Annotated in this window: 15 protein-coding genes; 7 read left to right on the forward strand and 8 right to left on the reverse strand. The window is 73.2% G+C overall.

What is annotated here, in order from left to right:
• Positions 1-5 precede the first annotated feature (5 nt).
• The 3 genes from RZ50_RS11560 to RZ50_RS11570 all read right to left on the reverse strand — a co-directional run bounded on the left by RZ50_RS11560 (position 6) and on the right by RZ50_RS11570 (position 2810).
• Entirely contained in the window at positions 6-455 is a 450-nt protein-coding gene (locus RZ50_RS11560) for a WXG100 family type VII secretion target (RefSeq protein WP_196951514.1), read from the reverse strand.
• 777 nt (positions 456-1232) lie between these two features.
• Entirely contained in the window at positions 1233-1841 is a 609-nt protein-coding gene (locus RZ50_RS11565) for a hypothetical protein (protein WP_254802452.1), read from the reverse strand.
• A gap of 78 nt (positions 1842-1919) precedes the next feature.
• Positions 1920-2810: a LysR family transcriptional regulator gene (locus RZ50_RS11570; protein ID WP_196951515.1), complete on the reverse strand. Its 891-nt coding sequence runs from the start codon at positions 2808-2810 to the stop codon at positions 1920-1922.
• 70 nt (positions 2811-2880) lie between these two features.
• On the opposite strand from RZ50_RS11570, the gene RZ50_RS11575 reads away from it, so the two are divergent.
• Positions 2881-3624 (forward strand): hypothetical protein, encoded by a 744-nt coding sequence (locus RZ50_RS11575; protein WP_196951516.1) that lies wholly within the window; start codon positions 2881-2883, stop codon positions 3622-3624.
• Complete coding sequence (locus RZ50_RS11580; protein WP_196951517.1) at positions 3621-4259, forward strand: HD domain-containing protein; 639 nt, start codon at positions 3621-3623, stop codon at positions 4257-4259. Before RZ50_RS11575 ends, RZ50_RS11580 begins: the two co-directional genes overlap by 4 nt.
• 61 nt (positions 4260-4320) lie before the next feature.
• Here the strand turns inward: RZ50_RS11580 and RZ50_RS11585 are convergent, their stop codons facing one another.
• Positions 4321-4905: a GNAT family N-acetyltransferase gene (locus tag RZ50_RS11585; RefSeq protein ID WP_196951518.1), complete on the reverse strand. Its 585-nt coding sequence runs from the start codon at positions 4903-4905 to the stop codon at positions 4321-4323.
• A gap of 112 nt (positions 4906-5017) precedes the next feature.
• Between RZ50_RS11585 and RZ50_RS11590 the strand changes: the two genes are divergently transcribed.
• Positions 5018-6235 (forward strand): sensor histidine kinase, encoded by a 1218-nt coding sequence (locus RZ50_RS11590; protein ID WP_196951519.1) that lies wholly within the window; start codon positions 5018-5020, stop codon positions 6233-6235.
• A gap of 201 nt (positions 6236-6436) precedes the next feature.
• Here the strand turns inward: RZ50_RS11590 and coaE are convergent, their stop codons facing one another.
• The gene (gene coaE, locus RZ50_RS11595) at positions 6437-7036 is read right to left on the reverse strand and encodes a dephospho-CoA kinase (protein WP_196951520.1); all 600 of its coding nucleotides are present in this window, start codon (positions 7034-7036) and stop codon (positions 6437-6439) included.
• A gap of 92 nt (positions 7037-7128) precedes the next feature.
• Complete coding sequence (locus RZ50_RS11600) at positions 7129-7770, reverse strand: MBL fold metallo-hydrolase (protein ID WP_196951521.1); 642 nt, start codon at positions 7768-7770, stop codon at positions 7129-7131.
• 62 nt (positions 7771-7832) lie between these two features.
• Here RZ50_RS11600 and RZ50_RS11605 point away from each other — a divergent pair, with 62 nt between their 5' ends.
• The gene (locus tag RZ50_RS11605; RefSeq protein WP_196951522.1) at positions 7833-8309 is read left to right on the forward strand and encodes a MarR family winged helix-turn-helix transcriptional regulator; all 477 of its coding nucleotides are present in this window, start codon (positions 7833-7835) and stop codon (positions 8307-8309) included.
• Positions 8310-8337: 28 nt separating this feature from the next.
• Positions 8338-8844 carry an AAA family ATPase gene (locus RZ50_RS11610; RefSeq protein WP_196951523.1) on the forward strand — a complete coding sequence of 169 codons (507 nt, stop codon included), beginning with the start codon at positions 8338-8340 and terminating at the stop codon, positions 8842-8844.
• Here the strand turns inward: RZ50_RS11610 and RZ50_RS11615 are convergent.
• Both RZ50_RS11615 and rpsA read right to left on the reverse strand, forming a co-directional pair.
• Positions 8841-11060, reverse strand: a complete 2220-nt coding sequence (locus RZ50_RS11615) for an MMPL family transporter (protein ID WP_217680505.1) — start codon at positions 11058-11060, stop codon at positions 8841-8843. The genes RZ50_RS11610 and RZ50_RS11615 overlap by 4 nt on opposite strands.
• 298 nt (positions 11061-11358) lie before the next feature.
• Entirely contained in the window at positions 11359-12852 is a 1494-nt protein-coding gene (gene rpsA, locus RZ50_RS11620; RefSeq protein WP_196951525.1) for a 30S ribosomal protein S1, read from the reverse strand.
• Positions 12853-13264: 412 nt separating this feature from the next.
• Here rpsA and RZ50_RS11625 point away from each other — a divergent pair, with 412 nt between their 5' ends.
• Both RZ50_RS11625 and hrpB read left to right on the forward strand, forming a co-directional pair.
• Entirely contained in the window at positions 13265-14131 is an 867-nt protein-coding gene (locus RZ50_RS11625) for a class I SAM-dependent methyltransferase (RefSeq protein ID WP_196951526.1), read from the forward strand.
• 5 nt (positions 14132-14136) lie between these two features.
• Positions 14137-16650 carry an ATP-dependent helicase HrpB gene (gene hrpB, locus RZ50_RS11630; protein ID WP_254802453.1) on the forward strand — a complete coding sequence of 838 codons (2514 nt, stop codon included), beginning with the start codon at positions 14137-14139 and terminating at the stop codon, positions 16648-16650.
• The last annotated feature ends 4 nt before the right edge of the window (positions 16651-16654 follow it).

The following is a 16654-nucleotide window of genomic DNA, read 5'->3' on the forward strand; positions in this document are numbered from 1 at the left end:
CCGACTCAGCTCATCCCGAAGTTCTGCGCGTTCGCGTGCTCCGCACGTGCATAGTTACCCGCGTTGGTACGCAGGGCCTCGGCCAGCTGCCCGATCGCGCCCTCCAGCGCCTTGACCTGATCGGTCCACACGCTGTTCGCGGTGGCTATCGCCGCCCTCAGCGCCCAGCCGGCCGGGAGGCCCTCAGCCGCGGACGCGTGAGCCGAGGGCTGCTTGCACGCTTGCGTGAACTTCGTCTTCAGGGTGTCGACATTGGTCGCCGCCCGGGTCAGCGCCTCCACGCTCACCGTTACGGTCGGTCCGGCCGACTGCGCGCTCGGCGCGTAGGCAGGTGCCGCAGTCCCGGAGGCCGCAGCCGCGAGGTCGGGGAACTGCTTCTTCGCCGCCTCCGTCAGGTTCCCGGCACCGTCGAAGAGCCATGGATTCATTCGCCGCTCAAAATCAAGATCAACCATCAAGTCCCCCCTGACAGAAGCTTTTTGGCCCCGAGTCCCCAACTCGAACGCCGCGTCGAACACGCACTATAGGCGCGGTGGCCGACAGGTGTCAGTTCCCTCCAACCACTGGTCACACGTGGCCCCGCATCCCCGACGGCCGCCGATGCCGCCGCCGGGGATGCAGGGTGCGGCGACGCCGCAGGTCAGATGGCCCGGGTCGGCGCTTGGGTCGCTGCGGGAAATCCTTGGCGTAGACAATTGCCGGGGCTTTGTCGCCCAGCACGCGGAGTTGCCGAGGCGAACTCGGTGATCCACTGACAGTCCCGTTGCCCGCAACGGAGATCCGGCGATCGGAGCGGCGCTTCGGTGCTCGCGTCGCGCCTGCGGTGGTCACCCCGGTTCACACATGGCCCCCGACCCACCCGCACACATCTTCGCCACCGGAGCGCTGCAACTGCCGGGTCCGCGCGTTCCCGCAGCGAAATCCCGCTTTGCTCCCGGCGCCGCCGTGGCATAAATTTCGACCGCCGTCGACGCAAACGCCGCTGACCAGCCCCTTGATCACAGGGGTCGGGAGGCCGGACGGCGGCACGCCACGGGGGAAAGGGAACAGTCATGTCGAGCGCCGGGACGGGGCACTTGAACGCTCGTCAGTCGACCGAGTCCACCACCACCCCGGCGCGCTGAGCGCCTGCGGGCCGTACCGGTAGGCGTTCACCACCACAGACGGCCGCCCGGCCCGTCCGGCACAGGGGACCGGACGGACCGGGCGGCGCACCTCAGGCGGTCAGGCGGTCACAGCCCCAGGCGGCTGAGCGCCGTGGTCCAGTCGCTGGCGATCGCGCTGCGGGCCGCGTCGAGGCTGACCCTGCCGCCGCACACCGCGTTCTTGAGCTTGGTCTCGACCGAGTCCTTGCTCTGCGCCGGCTGGTTGCCGTAGCGCGGCTCGGGCCACAGGTTGCGCGGGTCGCGCGGCGCGCCGCCGAGCTCCAGCGGGACGAAGTGGTCCTCCTCGTAGTCCGACAGGTTGGTGTCGGCGTAGCCGTACTGCGCTATCTGCTGCGTCTTCAGCGCGTTGGTGTAGCTGGTCGGCGGGCGCACGGTGGCGGTCCAGCCGGAGACGCAGATGGTCTGGCCGATGGTGGCCTGCGTGACGTCCGGGTTGTACGCGCCGGGGGTGCAGGACGGGTCGGGCAGCGGCAGGTACGCCTGCGAACAACTCGCCGCGAGCGAGCCGGACCTGACGGGTGCGGACTTCGCCGGGGCGGAGGCCTGGGCCGTGCCGGTGGCGAGCCCGGCGGCCGCGAGGACGGCCGTCGCGGCGACGACGGTGAGACGCTGACGGAGCATCATGGTGGCGCTCTCCTGGGCCGGCCCGGCCGGACGCCGGGCGACTGTGCCCATGACAGCACCGTCCGCGCGGCCACCGTCAGGCCCAGGACGTGAACGAGTGGCGACCATCCCTCCACATCCGGCGGGGCATCACATGTCCAGCAACCGCGCCAGCAGCGCCGCCGGGCCCTCCGGGAGGCTGCCGTGGACGAGTTCGGTGCGGTGCACCAGCCGGGGTTCGGTGATCGGCGCGCGGGCGACGTCGGGCGCCCCGGCCAGCACCGGTTCGGGCAGCAGGGCGAGCCCGTGGCCGGTGGCGACCAGGGCGAGCAGTCCGCGCACGTCGGTGCCCCGGTAGCGGACCGCCGGCCGGAAGCCGTCGACGCCGGTGGCCGCGCGCAGCCGGGCCGCGGTCGGGGTGAGGTCGGGCGCGTCCAGCCAGCGGGCGGCCGACAGGTCGGCGAGCGCGACCCCGGTACGGCCGGCCAGCGGGTGTCCGACGGGGAGGGCGACCGCGACCGGCTGTTCGTCCACCGCGACGGTGGTCAGCGGGCCGACGTCGGGCAGCGGCAGCGGGTCGCTGGGTGCGGCGAGGCCGTCGATCAGCGCGAGGTCGACCTCCCCGGTGGCGACCTGGGCGGGCAGCACGTCCTGTGCGAGCACCCGGACGACCGGTTCCACGCTCGGGTACACCCGGCGCACCTCGCCGAGCGCGCGCCCCAGGGTCGCCCCGATCGCCAGCGGGGTGGCCCCGAGCACCAGCCGGGCGTTCGAGGCGCCGACCAGGCGCGCGACGTCGGCACGCGCCGCCTCCATTCGGACCAGCAGCGGCGCGGCGTGCTCCAGCAGCCGCCGCCCGGCCTCGGTGGGGCCGACCGGTCGGCGCACCAGCAGGGCCGCCCCCAGGTCGGCCTCCAGCGAGGCGATCTGCTGGGAGACCGCGGACTGGGTGTAGCCGAGCTCCCGGGCGGCCTCGGAGAAGGAGGCCAGGCGGGCGACGGTGACGAAGGTGCGCAGCTGCTGGGGATCCACGGCAGTCATCAACCGATCTGATCGAGATGTAAGAAATCATCGTTGGCGCTGATCTCGGGTTCGGGGTCAGGATAGCGGCATGACCTACCTGACCCCGAGGGTCGCCCTGGTCGGCGACCGCTCCCCCGCCGTTCGCTCGCACGCCCGCATCCCCGGCCTGCTGGACGTCCTCGCCGAGCGCGACCAGCTGGTCCTGGACGCCTACTGGATCCCCACCGGGGACGCCGGAGCGCCCGGTGCGCTGGACGGCTTCGACGCCGTCTGGCTCCTGCCCGGCAGCCCGTACCGCAGCGAGGCCGGCGCCCTGGCCGCCGTCCGGACCGCCCGCGAGCGCGGCATCCCCTTCCTCGGCACCTGCGCCGGGTTCCAGCACGCGGTGCTGGAGTACGCCCGCAACGTCTGCGGCATCACCGCGGCCGTCCACGGCGAGGCGGACCCGGACCGGCGGCAGGAGGAGCAGGTGATCATCCCGCTCGCCTGCTCGCTGGTCGGCCACGAGGGCACCATCGTGATCGCCCCCGGCACCCTGGCCGAGCGCACCCTCGGCGCCACCCGCACGCTGGAGCGCTACCACTGCTCCTACGGCCTCAACTCCGCCCACCTGGACCGGCTGCGCGCCCACGGGCTGCGGTTCAGCGGCACGGACGAGTCCGGCGAGGTCCGCATCCTGGAGCTGCCGGAGCACCCGTTCTTCCTCGCCTCGCTGTTCCAGCCCGAGCTGTCCGGCGACGGCACCCGGGCCCACCCGATGATCCGCGCCCTGGCCGCGGCCGCCGTCGCCCACGCGGACACCACCACCCCCACCCTGGAGGCCACCTCATGACCACCGACATCGCCGGGGTGCGGATCCCCGACAGCAGGCTCGCCACCGAGGCCACCGAACTGGTCCGCGGGGCCACCACCGAGCTGCTCTACCACCACTCCCGCCGGGTCTACCTCTTCGGCGCCCTCCAGGGCGAACGCCGGGGCCTCGACTTCGACCCCGAACTGCTCTACCTGGCCGCGATGTTCCACGACCTCGGGCTGGGCCCGGAGCACCACGCCTCCGGCCGGCGGTTCGAGGTGGACGGCGCGGAGGCGGCGGCCGCGTTCCTGCGCGGGCACGGGGTGGACGCGCACCGGGTGCGCCTGGTGTGGGAGGCGATCGCGCTGCACACGACGCCCGGGATCCCGGAGTTCATGGAGCCGGAGATCGCGCTGACCACGGCCGGGGTGGAGCTGGACGTGCTCGGCATCGGGTACGCGGAGCTCGACCCGGCGGCCCGGGACGCGGTGGTCGCGGCCCACCCCCGCCCGGACTTCAAGCACGGCATCCTGCGGGCCTTCCACGCGGGCGTCTCGCCGAAGCCGCAGACCGCCTTCGGCAACGTCAAGGCGGACGTCCTGGCCCACTTCGACCCGGACTTCGTCCGGACCGACTTCGCCGAGACGATCCTCGGCTCCCCCTGGCCCGAATAGGCCCGAACCCCCGAACCCCCGGAACCCCCGAACCCCCTGCCGCCCCGACGCCCCCGCCGCCTCACATCGGCAGCGACCGCAGCCGCACCGGCCCCTCCGGCCAGGACGCGCCCTCCGCCAGCGACCGCCACATGGTGCGCAGCGGCATCAGCGCGAGTCGGCCCTCCGGCTGTTCGACCGTCACCTCCTCGGCCACCTCCCGGAAGCCGAGCCCCCGGTAGAACGCGGCCAGCGGCGGGCGGCAGAACAGCAGCGCGTACCGGAAGCCGCTCGTGCGCCCGTGGTCGAGCGCGGCCCCGACCACGGTGTGCGCGAGGCCGGCGCCGCGCCGGTCGGGGGCGACGCAGACCCCGCCGACACCGATCGCCTCCAGGTCGGTACCCCCGACGGTGAGCGGGACCGGCAGCAGCCCGGTGTGCGCGATCAGCCGGCCGTCGGCGGCCCGGACGCCGAAGTGGGTCTCCTTGGAGCGGAATCTCAGCCCGGTGTAGGCGACTCCGTACGGGTCGTCGCCGGGGCCGAGGATCTCCCGCTGTTCGACCCGGCTGTACTGCGAGAGCCGCTCGACCACGGGCGGCCGGGGGGAGAGCCGCACCTCGGGATCCGGCTCGCCGGAGACCCGCGCATCAGAGAAACGATCATTCATCACGCATCCCCCCTTCCCCGCGCGTCCTGATCCAGTCCCTCCCGGACCAGCCGATCGGCCAGCCGATCCGAAGATCATCCCGGTGCCGCCCCGGTATGGAAACATGCCCCTCATGCGCCAGCCCACCGACCAGCAGGCCGCCGACCTCACCGCACCGCTGCCCGGTCCGCTGCTGAGCCTGCCCCGCCCGGTCCGGACCCTCGTGCCGACCGCCGTGGTGCTGCTGGTGCTCGTCCCGCTCGCCGCACACGACCCGGACTTCGGCCCGACCACCTCGCCACAGGTCAACGCGGGGCTGATGGCCCTCGGCGCCCTCGCCCTCGCCTTCCGCCGCCGCCACCCGACGGCGGTCGTCGCGGCCGCCCTGATCAGCGGTCAACTCCCGCTCGCGGTGGCGCTGCACGGACTGGCCGCACGGCGCGGCCCGACCGTGCCGCTGTACGTCCTGGCCGTGCTGGCCGAGCTGCGGCTGTTCGTCCCCTTCGACCTCGGGGACGTCAGCACCCCCTCCGCACTGGCCAATCTGATCGAGGACCCGCTGGTCTTCGGCGCCGTCCCGCTCGCCCTCGGTCTGACCGCCCACCAGCGCGCCCGTACCGTGAGCGTGCTCGCCGAGCGCAACCGGCTGCTGCTGGAGGCCCGGACCCACGCCGAGGAGCGCGCCGTGGTCGCCGAACGCGCCCGGCTCGCCCGGGAGATGCACGACGTGGTGTCCAACCGGGTCTCGCTGATCACCCTGCACGCCGGCGCCGGCCAGGTCGCGCAGGCGGACGACCCGGCCGCCGTACGGGAGACCCTCGGCCTGATCCGCACGCTCGGCCTCCAGGCGCTCACCGAACTGCGCGGCCTGCTCGGGGTGCTGACCCCGGCCTCCGACCAGGCACCCTCACTGCGCGGCCTGCCCACCCTGGTCGAGGAGTCCCGGCAGGCCGGACTGGCGGTGGGCCTGACCCTCACCGGACCGGACGACGGCCTGCCCGCACCCGGACCGGCGGTGCAGTACGCGGCGTACCGGATCGTGCAGGAGGCGCTGACCAACGCCCACAAGCACGCCCCGGCGGCCGAGGTGGCCGTCACGGTCGAGGTCGCACCGGACGGGCTGCGCCTGGCGGTGGTCAACTCCCCCACCGGCGCGGACGGAAGCGGTGCGGACGGAACCGGCGCGGGCGGAACCGGCGCGGACGGCACGGGCTCCAGTCTGCCCTCCGGCGGTCGCGGCCTGGACGGGATGCGCACCCGTGCCGACGACCTCGGCGGCACCCTGGACGCCGGCCCGACGCCCGAGGGCGGCTTCGCCGTCCGGGCCCGGCTGCCGCTCAGCACCGTCTGAGACGCACGTCTGACCAAAGCGCGCCCCCGATTGGGACGCACGTCCGTCTGAAACGGACGTGCGTCCCAAGAGCGCCGCCGCCTCGTGAACGATTACCCGAGACGAACGTGCGTCCACCCGAGACGCCTGGCCGCCTGGGGCGCACGTACGTCCGAAACGGACGACCGTCTCACGAACGACCGTCTCACACGAACGTCCGTCTCAGGCCGCGGCCCGCTCGGCCAGCTCGGCCCACACCTCGTCGACCCGCGCCGTGAGCGCCTCCAGCGGCCCCCCGTTGTCGATCACCAGGTCCGCGATCGCCAACCGGTCCGCCCGCGTGGCCTGTGCGGCCATCCGGGAGCGGGCCTCCTCCTCGGCCATCCCGCGCAGCCGGACCAGCCGCTCCAGCCGCACCTCGTCGGCCGCGTCGACGACCACGACCAGGTCGAACAGCGGCGCCAGCCCGTTCTCGGCGAGCAGCGGCACGTCGTGCACCACGACCGCGTCCGGCGCGGCCGCCGCCTCCAGTTCGGCGGAGCGGGCGCGCACCAGCGGGTGGACGATCGCGTTCAGCGCCTTCAGCCGCTCCGGGTCGGCGAAGACGATCGCCCCGAGGGCCGGGCGGTCCAGCGTGCCGTCCTCCCGCAGCACCTGCGGGCCGAACTCGGCGATCACGGCCGCCAGACCGTCCGTCCCGGGGGCGACCACCTCGCGGGCGATCACGTCGGAGTCCACGATCACCGCGCCGCGCGCGGCGAACAGCCGGGACACCTCGCTCTTGCCCGCGCCGATGCCGCCCGTCAGTCCGATCTTCAGCATGGCGTCAGGCTACCGGCGCGGCACCGGAAGCGTGAGCCCGGCTCCCGATGCACCGCCACCGCCACCGCCGCCACCACCGCCACCGGGACCGGTCAGTCCAGCTCGATGCCCTCGCCCTCGCCGAGCACGTTCAGCCCGATGCCGGCGCCCAACCCCTCCGGCCCGGCCAGCCGGGTGTACACGGAGAGCCCGATCGGGCTGAGCACCGCCTCGTGCACCGGCACGGCTTGGCGCGGCCGCGCCTCGCGGAGGTAGTCGACCGTCTCGGAGATCTTGCTCCACGGCGCCGTGAGCGGCAGCAGCAGGGTGTCCACGGCGTGCGGCGGCAGGGTGAAGGAGTCGCCGGGGTGGAAGACCCGGCCGTCGAAGAGGAAACCGACGTTCTTCACCAGCGGAATGTCCGGGTGGATCTCGGCGTGCCACTCGCCGTGCGCCGAGACAGCGATCCCGCCGACCTCGAAGGCGTCGCCCTCGCCGACCGCGGTGACCCGCTGCCCGACGCCCTCCAGCTGGGCGGCTACGGCACTGTTGGTCCACACCCGCAGTGCCGGGTCGGCCTCCAGCGCGGCGCGCAGCCGGGACTCCTCGAAGTGGTCCATGTGCTCGTGGGTGATCAGGACGGCGTCGGCCCCGGCCATGGCGGCGGGGTCGGTGAACATCCCGGGGTCGACGACGACGGTGGTGCCGCCGTGCTCGATGCGTACGCAGGCGTGTCCGAACTTGGTGATTCGCATGTTCGGAACAGTACAGCAAGGCTGTACAGCATTGCTGTACATATTGCCGATAGACTTCCCCCATGCCCAGCAAAGCCCCGCACCCGAAGATCCCGCACCCGAACACCCCGCACCCGAACGCCCCACGCCCCGACACCCTGGAGCTCGCCGCCGACCTGCGCGCCGCCCTCGGCAGCCTGGTCCGCGCCCTGCGGGACGGCGACGACCTGCCGCCGAACCAGGCCGCCGTCCTCGGCCTGCTGGTGCGCGACGCACGCTCCTACACCGTCGCCGAACTCGCCGACCGCCGGCGCGTGCGCCACCAGTCGATGGCCCGCACCGTCGCCCTGATGACCGAGGCCGGACTGGTCGCCCAGCAGCCCCACCCCACCGACGGCCGCAAGCAGCTGATCACCGCCACCGAGGCCGGCCGCACCGCCCTGCTCGACCAGCGCGCCCGCCGGGAACACCACATAGCCGGCGCCATCGAGTCCCGCCTCAGCCCCACCGAGCAGGGCCAACTCCGCGCCGCCGTCGCCCTCCTGGACCGCCTGTCGTGAAGCCGCGACGGTAGGGCAGGATGGGCCGGTGCTGATCGTCCTCAGCGGCCTGCCCGCCACCGGCAAGACCACCCTGGCCCGTTCCCTGGCCCACCGCACCGGCGCCGTCCACCTGCGCGTCGACACCATCGAGCAGGCGGTGCTGCGCTCCGGCGTCCTCGCCCCGCCGCTCGGCCCGGTCGGCTACGCCGTCGCCTACGCGCTGGCCGAGGAGCACCTGCGCCAGGGCCTCACCGTGATCGCCGAGTCGGTCAACCCGCTGGCCGTCACCCGGACCGCCTGGCGCGAGGTCGCCGTACGGGCCGGCGCCCGCTGCCTGGAGGCCGAGACGGTCTGCTCCGACCCCGTCGAGCACCGCCGCCGGGCCGAGCACCGCACCGTCGACGTCCCCGGCCTCGAACTCCCGGACTGGACGGCCATCACGACCCGCGAGTACGAACCCTGGGACCGCGAGCACCTGGTGCTCGACACCGCCGGCCGCCCGGTCGAGGACTGCGCCGCCGAGCTGTACGCCGCCGTCACCCGGGCCGTCTAGACCTTCACCAGTTCGACCTTCACCGGCTCCTCGGCCGCAGCACCCCGCGGCACCGGAACCGCCGCGGGCTCCAGCGTGGGCAGTTCGACGTGCTCGCTCAGCCCGAAACGCCGGTGCAGGCGCCGCAGCGGGGCCGGGGCCCACCAGTTGAACTCGCCGAACAGGCTCATCGCGGCCGGCACCAGCAGGCAGCGCACCAGGGTGGCGTCCACCGCGACGGCGACGGCCAGCGCGATGCCCATCTGCTTGACCATGAGCATGTCCCCGAGCGCGAAGCCCGCGAAGACGATCACCATCAGCAGCGCCGCCGAGGTGATGATCCGACCGCTGCGCTGGACGCCCAGCTCCACCGCCCGGACGCAGCCGTGCCCGCGCTCGGTCAGTTCCTTGATCCGGGCGAGCAGGAACACCTCGTAGTCCATCGACAGCCCGAAGGCGAAGGCGAAGACCAGCACCGGGATGAAGGTCTCCAGCCCGCCGGTCGGGCTGAAGCCGAGCAGCCCGCTGAAGTAGCCGTCCTGGAACACCAGGGTCAGCGCGCCGAGCGAGGCGCCCAGTGAGAGCAGGTTCATCAGCAGCGCCTTGACCGGCATCACCACCGAGCCGGTCATCAGGAACAGCAGCACCAGCGTCCCGGCCGCGACCAGGCCGAGCGCCCACGGCCCGCGTGAGAGCAGCTCGTCCTGGAAGTCCACCACCGAGGCCGCGCCGCCGGTGACGTAGGTCTTCAGCCCGCCCCGGTCGGCCCGCAGTTCGTCGACCACCCATTTGGCACCGGCGCCCTGCGGGTCCCCGTGCACCAGCACGTCCACCGTCGACACCGTGTCGCTCACCGGGGTCACCGCCCGCACGGCGCTCACCCCGGGCAGCCCGGCGACCACCGTGTCCGCGTACGCCTGCGCGGCCGGCGCCCCGGCCTCGACCACCACCGTGATCGGCGCGGGCGCGGCCTGCGGGAAGCGGTGGTCGACGGCGTCGGCGACCTGCCGCCCGGCCGAGGAGGCGGGCAGGACGGCGGCGCCGGAGCTGCGCATCTCGGCGTGGAAGAACGGCGCCCCGGCCGCCATCAGCAGCACCACCGAGCCGAGCGTGACCGCCACCGCCCGCTTGCGCACCCGGCGGACGGTCCGGCTGAAGAAGCCCTCGTCCGCGACGGGCGTGGCGGGCGCCTTGATCCGCGAGCCGGCGAAGCCGAGCAGCGCGGGGATCAGGGTCAGCGCGGCGGCGACCGCGATCACCACCACGCTCACCCCTGCCGCGGCGACCGCGCCCAGCACCGGGCTGGTGAAGACGAACAGGCCGGACAGCGCGACGGCGACGGTCAGTCCGGAGAAGGCGACGGTGCGCCCGGCGGTCGCCGCGGTGCGCTCGACGGCGGCGGCGATGCCCGCGCCGTGGCCGCGCTCCTCGCGGAAACGATTCACCATGAGCAGTGCGTAGTCGATCGAGAGCCCGAGCCCGAGCACGGTGGCGATCGGCAGCACGCTGGTGTCGATGTCCATGATCCGGCTGAATCCGAACATCGCCAGCAGTGCCCCGCCCACCGAGGCGACGGCCCCGATCACCGGCAGCGAGGCCGCGGCCAGCCCGCCGAAGACCAGCACCATGACGACCAGGGTGAGCGGCAGGGTCACCATCTCGCCGAAGCGGGTGTCCTGCTCGGTCTGCTTCTTGACCTCCTGCTGGAGCACGAGGTCCCCGCCGACGGTGACGTGCGCCCCGCCCGTCCCGTTCAGTGCGGCGAGCCGGTGGGTCACGGCGTCGGTCTGCGCGGAGCTCGCGGTGTCGGCCATCCGTACGGTGATCAGACTGGCCGTCCCGTCACCGGCCCGCAGCGCGGCCGCACCCGGTCCGGGGCCGTACGCGTCCTGGGCGGACGAGACCCCGGGCAGGGCGGCGAGTTCGGCGGTGGCCTGCTCCACGGCGGTGCGCACGGCCGGATCGTCCACCGGCCTGCCGTCCACCAGGGCCGTCACGGTCCCCTTGACCGGATCGGCCGCAGCGACCACCGCCGTGCCCCGGTCGGCCTCGGCGGTGGCGGAGGAGGCCCCGGCCACCGAGCCCTCGAAGACCCGGCCCCCGATCAGCACCCCGACGACCAGGACGACGGCCCAGAAGCCGAGCACCCAGCGGCGGTGGCGGAAGCAGAACCGGCCTGTCGCGGCCAGCCGGCCGCCGACCACTGCGGTGGGGGCGGCGGAGGAGGGGTTGCGCATGGAGGAGCCTTTCGGGCAGCTCCCCTCAATGTAGGCGTAACCCGAACTTCGTCCTATAGCAGGGCAATGAGCGGCATCTCACATTTTCCTTCACATGAAGGACACATAAGTAAAAGCGGAAAACGAAGCGGGAAAACGGTGGCGAAAGCCACCGGAAAACCACCCGAAAACCACTTGGAAACCTCCCGGAACCACCCGGAACCGCCGGGAACCGCCGGGAACGGAAAAACGAATGGGCCCCACCCGGAAATCCGGGTGGGGCCCATTCCCTAGCTGTCAGCTAGCGGGGGCGAGAGCCTCAGCTCTGGCCGCCGGCCAGCTTCTCGCGCAGGGCGGCCAGGGCCTCGTCGGAGGCCAGGGCGCCCGAGCCCTCGTCGCTGGAGGAGGAGTACGAACCGCCGGAGACACCGGCAGCGGCACCCTCGTCACCCTGGGCAGCGGCCTCGGCGTCGGCCTCGCGGCTCTTGATGACCTGGGCCTGGTGCTGCTCGAAGCGGGACTGCGCCTCGGCGTACTGGCGCTCCCACTCCTCGCGCTGCTTCTCGAAGCCGGGCAGCCAGTCGTTCGCCTCGGGGTCGAAGCCCTCCGGGTAGATGTAGTTGCCCTGGTCGTCGTACGAGGCGGCCATGCCGTACAGGGTCGGGTCGAACTCGACCTCGGCCGGGTTGGCACCCAGGGCCTCGTTGGCCTGCTTGAGCGACAGGCTGATGCGGCGACGCTCAAGGTCGATGTCGATGACCTTGACGAAGATCTCGTCGCCGACCTGGACGACCTGCTCCGGGATCTCGACGTGGCGCTCGGCCAGCTCGGAGATGTGGACCAGACCCTCGATGCCCTCGTCCACGCGGACGAACGCACCGAACGGAACCAGCTTGGTGACCTTACCCGGAACGACCTGGCCGATCTGGTGGGTACGGGCGAACTGCTGCCACGGGTCCTCCTGGGTCGCCTTCAGCGACAGGGAGACGCGCTCGCGGTCCATGTCAACGTCGAGAACCTCGACGGTGACCTCCTGGCCGACCTCGACAACCTCGGACGGGTGGTCGATGTGCTTCCAGGACAGCTCGGAGACGTGCACCAGGCCGTCGACGCCACCCAGGTCCACGAAGGCACCGAAGTTGACGATCGAGGAGACGACGCCGGAGCGCACCTGGCCCTTCTGCAGGGTGGTGAGGAAGGTCTGGCGGACCTCGCTCTGGGTCTGCTCCAGCCAGGCACGGCGGGACAGGACCACGTTGTTGCGGTTCTTGTCCAGCTCGATGATCTTGGCCTCGAGCTCCTTGCCCACGTAGGGCTGGAGGTCGCGGACACGGCGCATCTCGACGAGGGAGGCCGGAAGGAAGCCACGGAGGCCGATGTCGAGGATGAGACCACCCTTGACGACCTCGATGACGGTACCGGTGACGATGCCGTCCTCTTCCTTGATCTTCTCGATCGTGCCCCAGGCACGCTCGTACTGAGCGCGCTTCTTGGACAGGATGAGACGACCCTCCTTGTCCTCCTTCTGGAGAACCAGGGCCTCGATGTTGTCACCGACGGCGACGACCTCGTGCGGGTCAACGTCGTGCTTGATCGAGAGCTCGCGGGACGGGATGACGCCCTCGGTCTTGTAACCGATGTCGAGGAGGACCTCGTCACGGTCGACCTTCACGATGACGCCCTCGACGATGTCGCCATCGTTGAAGTACTTGATGGTCTCGTCGATCGCGGCGAGGAACGCCTCCGCGTCGCCGATGTCGTTGACCGCGACCTGCGGGGTGGTGCTGAGGGAGGAGTCGGTGGGGCTCGTCATTAGGAAAAGGGCTCCGGTACGGACATGAAAGTCGTAGGTAATGCCACGCGGAGGGCCCGTATCGCTCCCACCGAAAGCCGGACAGCCAAGAACACGGCGCACCGGGATTCCCGTACAACGAGAACCGGCGTCCGTCTTGCGACCGTGGGGTCTTCGACAGATGCGAGCGCGACCTGCTCCGTCTGAGGCGCGCAGGCCCGCAGCGCAACTTGTAGCATACGGGGACGGCCAGGCACGGTCAATGCCAAGGACGGCAAGACGGTGGAGCCTGGTATGGATCAGGCCATATCCTCCGATTGCGCGCCTCGCGGCGGCGCCCGCAGGGGCCCTGTCCCCGGATGCCACCACCAGGAGCCGAACCCTCACGGGCCGGTTCGCGGCAGCGGCGCTTCCGCACTCCATACCCTACGCGATGGGCATTGTCACCGTGGCCACCACCCCCCAGTCAGACCTGCACGATCTTGACACCTCCGCGGAGGAGGAGGGCGACGACGCGGTGCGGCGCACGGCCGGCGCCGGGGAGAGCAGCCGGGCCAGCCGCCACTGGTGGGACCGCAACGCCGACGAGTACCAGGACGAGCACGGCGAGTTCCTCGGCGACGACCGCTTCACCTGGTGCCCCGAGGGCCTGGACGAGGCCGACGCCCGGCTGCTCGGCGAGGTCGCGGGCAAGGACGTACTGGAGATCGGCGCCGGCGCCGCCCAGTGCTCCCGCTGGCTCGCCGCCCGGGGCGCCCGCCCCGTCGCGCTGGACATCTCCCACCGCCAGCTCCAGCACTCCCGCCGGATCGACCTCGGCCGCGGCGCCCGGCCCGTCCCCGTCGTCCAGGCCGACGCCGCCGTGCTGCCCTTCGCCGACGCCTCCTTCGACCTCGCCTGCTCCGCCTACGGCGCCGTCCCGTTCAGCGCCGACACCGACCGGCTGATGCGCGAGGTGCACCGGGTGCTGCGGCCCGGCGGGCTCTGGGTGTTCTCGGTCACCCACCCGATCCGCTGGGCCTTCCCCGACGAGCCCGGCGTCGAGGGGCTCACCGCGACGTCCTCCTACTTCGATCGCACCCCGTACGTCGAGCAGGACGAGAACGGCCGCGCCACCTACGTCGAGCACCACCGCACTCTGGGCGACCGGATCCGCGAACTCGTCGGCGCAGGCTTCCGTCTGGTCGACCTGGTCGAGCCCGAGTGGCCGGCCGGCCTCGAACAGGAGTGGGGCGGCTGGTCCCCGCTGCGCGGCCGGCTGATCCCCGGCACGGCGATCTTCGTCACCGAGCGGGGCTGACCGCCTTGCTGAACCCGGCCTGGCGCGAACTGCCCGTCCGCACCGCCCTGCCCGCCCTGCACCGCGCGCTGGACGGGCACGGCACCGCCGTCCTCGCCGCCCCGCCCGGCACCGGCAAGACCACGCTGGTGCCACTCGCCCTCGCCGGGCTGCTGTCGGACGGCGCCGCCCGCCGGGTGCTGGTCGCCGAACCGCGCCGGCTCGCCGTCCGCGCCGCCGCCCGACGGATGGCCTGGCTGCTCGGCGAGGCCATCGGCGGCCGGGTCGGGTACACCGTGCGCGGCGAGCGTCGCGTCGGGCCGGAGACGGTGGTCGAGGTGGTCACCACCGGCGTGCTGCTGCAACGGCTCCAGCGCGACCAGGAGTTGCCCGGCGTGGACGTGGTCGTCCTGGACGAGTGCCACGAACGGCACCTGGACGCCGACACCTCGCTCGCCTTCCTGCTGGACGTCCGCGCCGCGCTGCGGCCCGAACTGCGGCTGGTCTGCGCCTCCGCCACCTCCGACACCGAGGCCTGGGCCGAACTCCTCGGGGGCGCCCCGGTGGTCGAGGCGCACGGGGTGTCCCACCCGGTGGACGTGGTCTGGGCACCGCCGCCGCGCGCCGTCCGGCCCGCCCACGGCACCCGGGTCGACCCGGCGCTGCTCGACCACGTCGCGGCCGTGGCCCGGCGGGCACTCGCCGAACAGGACGGGGACGTGCTCTGCTTCCTGCCCGGCGTCGGCGAGATCGCCCGCGTCGCCGGTCAGTTGGCCGGCGTCGACGCCGAGGTGCTCCAGCTCCACGGCCGCGCGCCGCAGGCCGTCCAGGACGCCGCCCTCACCCCCTCCTCTTCACGGCGGGTCGTGCTCGCCACCTCCGTCGCCGAGTCCTCCCTCACCGTGCCGGGCGTCCGCGTCGTGGTCGACGCCGGACTCGCTCGCGAACCTCGCACCGACCACGCCCGCGGGCTCGCCGGGCTGGTCACCGTACGGGCCTCGCTGGCCGCCGCCCGCCAACGCGCCGGCCGCGCAGGCCGCGAGGCCCCCGGCACCGTCTACCGCTGCTGGCACGAGGCCGAGGACGCCCGCGCCGCCCGCTTCCCCACGCCCGAGATCGCCCTCGCGGACCTCACCGGCTTCGCCCTCCAGGCCGCCTGCTGGGGCGACCCGGACGCCACCGGCCTCGCCCTCCCCGACGCCCCGCCAGCCGGGGCGATGGCCGCAGCCCGGCAGACCCTCCAGGCCCTCGGCGCGGTGGACCCCGACGGCCGGGCCACGCCGCGCGGTGTGCGCCTCGCCCGCACCGGACTCCACCCCCGCCTGGGCCGCGCCCTCGTCGACGGGGCCACCGCCGTCGGCGCCCGGCGGGCCGCCGAGGTGGTCGCGCTGCTCTCCGAGGAGCCACCGCGCGCGCTCGGCGACGACCTCGGCGCGGTGTGGCGCAGCGTGAAGGACTCCCGCGACCCCTACACCGGGCGCTGGCGCGAGGAGGTCCGCCGACTGCTGCGCGCCACCTCCGACGAACCCGCCACGCCGCTGCCCGATGCGACCGCCGCCGGCCTCGTCGTCGCCCTCGCCTTCCCCGAACGGGTCGCCCGCGCCCGGGTCGACAAGCCCGCCCCCGGCGAGCGCAGCCCGTACCTGATGGCCTCCGGGACGGCTGCCGAACTCGCCCCCGGCACCGCGTTGGGCGCCCTCCCCTGGCTCGCCGTCGCGGTCGCCGACCGCCCGGCGGGCTCGCACTCCGCCCGCATCCTGCACGCCGCCGCCCTCGACGAGGACACCGCCCGCCTCGCCGGAGCGCCTCTGCTCACCGCCCGGGAGGAGGTCCACTGGGACACCCGGCGAGGCGAAGTCGTCTCCCGCCGGGTCGAGTCCCTCGGCGCGATCGAACTCTCCGAGAAGCCGCTCGACCGCCCCGACCGGGCCCTCGTCCGCGCCGCCCTCCTCGAAGGCCTCACCCGCGAGGGCGTGAGCACCCTCCTGACCTGGCCCTCCCCCGGCCTACGCGAACGCCTCTCCTTCCTCCACGCCTCCATCGGCGACCCCTGGCCCGACGTCAGCGACGAGGCACTGCTCGACCGCGCCGAGGAGTGGCTCGAACCCGAACTCTCCCGCGCCCGCCGCCGCACCGACCTCGCGAGGATCGACACCACCTCCGCCCTGCAACGCCTCCTCCCCTGGGCCACCGGTGAGGCGGGCCGCCTGGACGAACTCGCCCCCGAGCGCATCACCGTGCCGTCCGGCTCGAAGATACGAGTCGACTACAGCACCGAACGCCCAGTGCTAGCCGTCAAGTTGCAGGAACTCTTCGGCTGGACCACCACTCCCACCCTGGCCGCCGGTCGCGTCCCGCTGACCATCCACCTGCTCTCCCCCGCCGGCCGCCCCGCCGCCGTCACCGGCGATCTGGAGAGCTTCTGGCGCGACGGCTACCGAGCCGTCCGCGCCGACCTCAGGGGCCGCTACCCCCGCCACCCCTGGCCCGAAGACCCGACGACGGCCGAACCCACCCGCCGCACCAACACCCGGAAGTAGCACC

It is taken from the genome of Kitasatospora sp. SUK 42, from assembly GCF_015776785.2.
In the GTDB taxonomy this organism is placed as follows: Bacteria; Actinomycetota; Actinomycetes; order Streptomycetales; family Streptomycetaceae; genus Kitasatospora.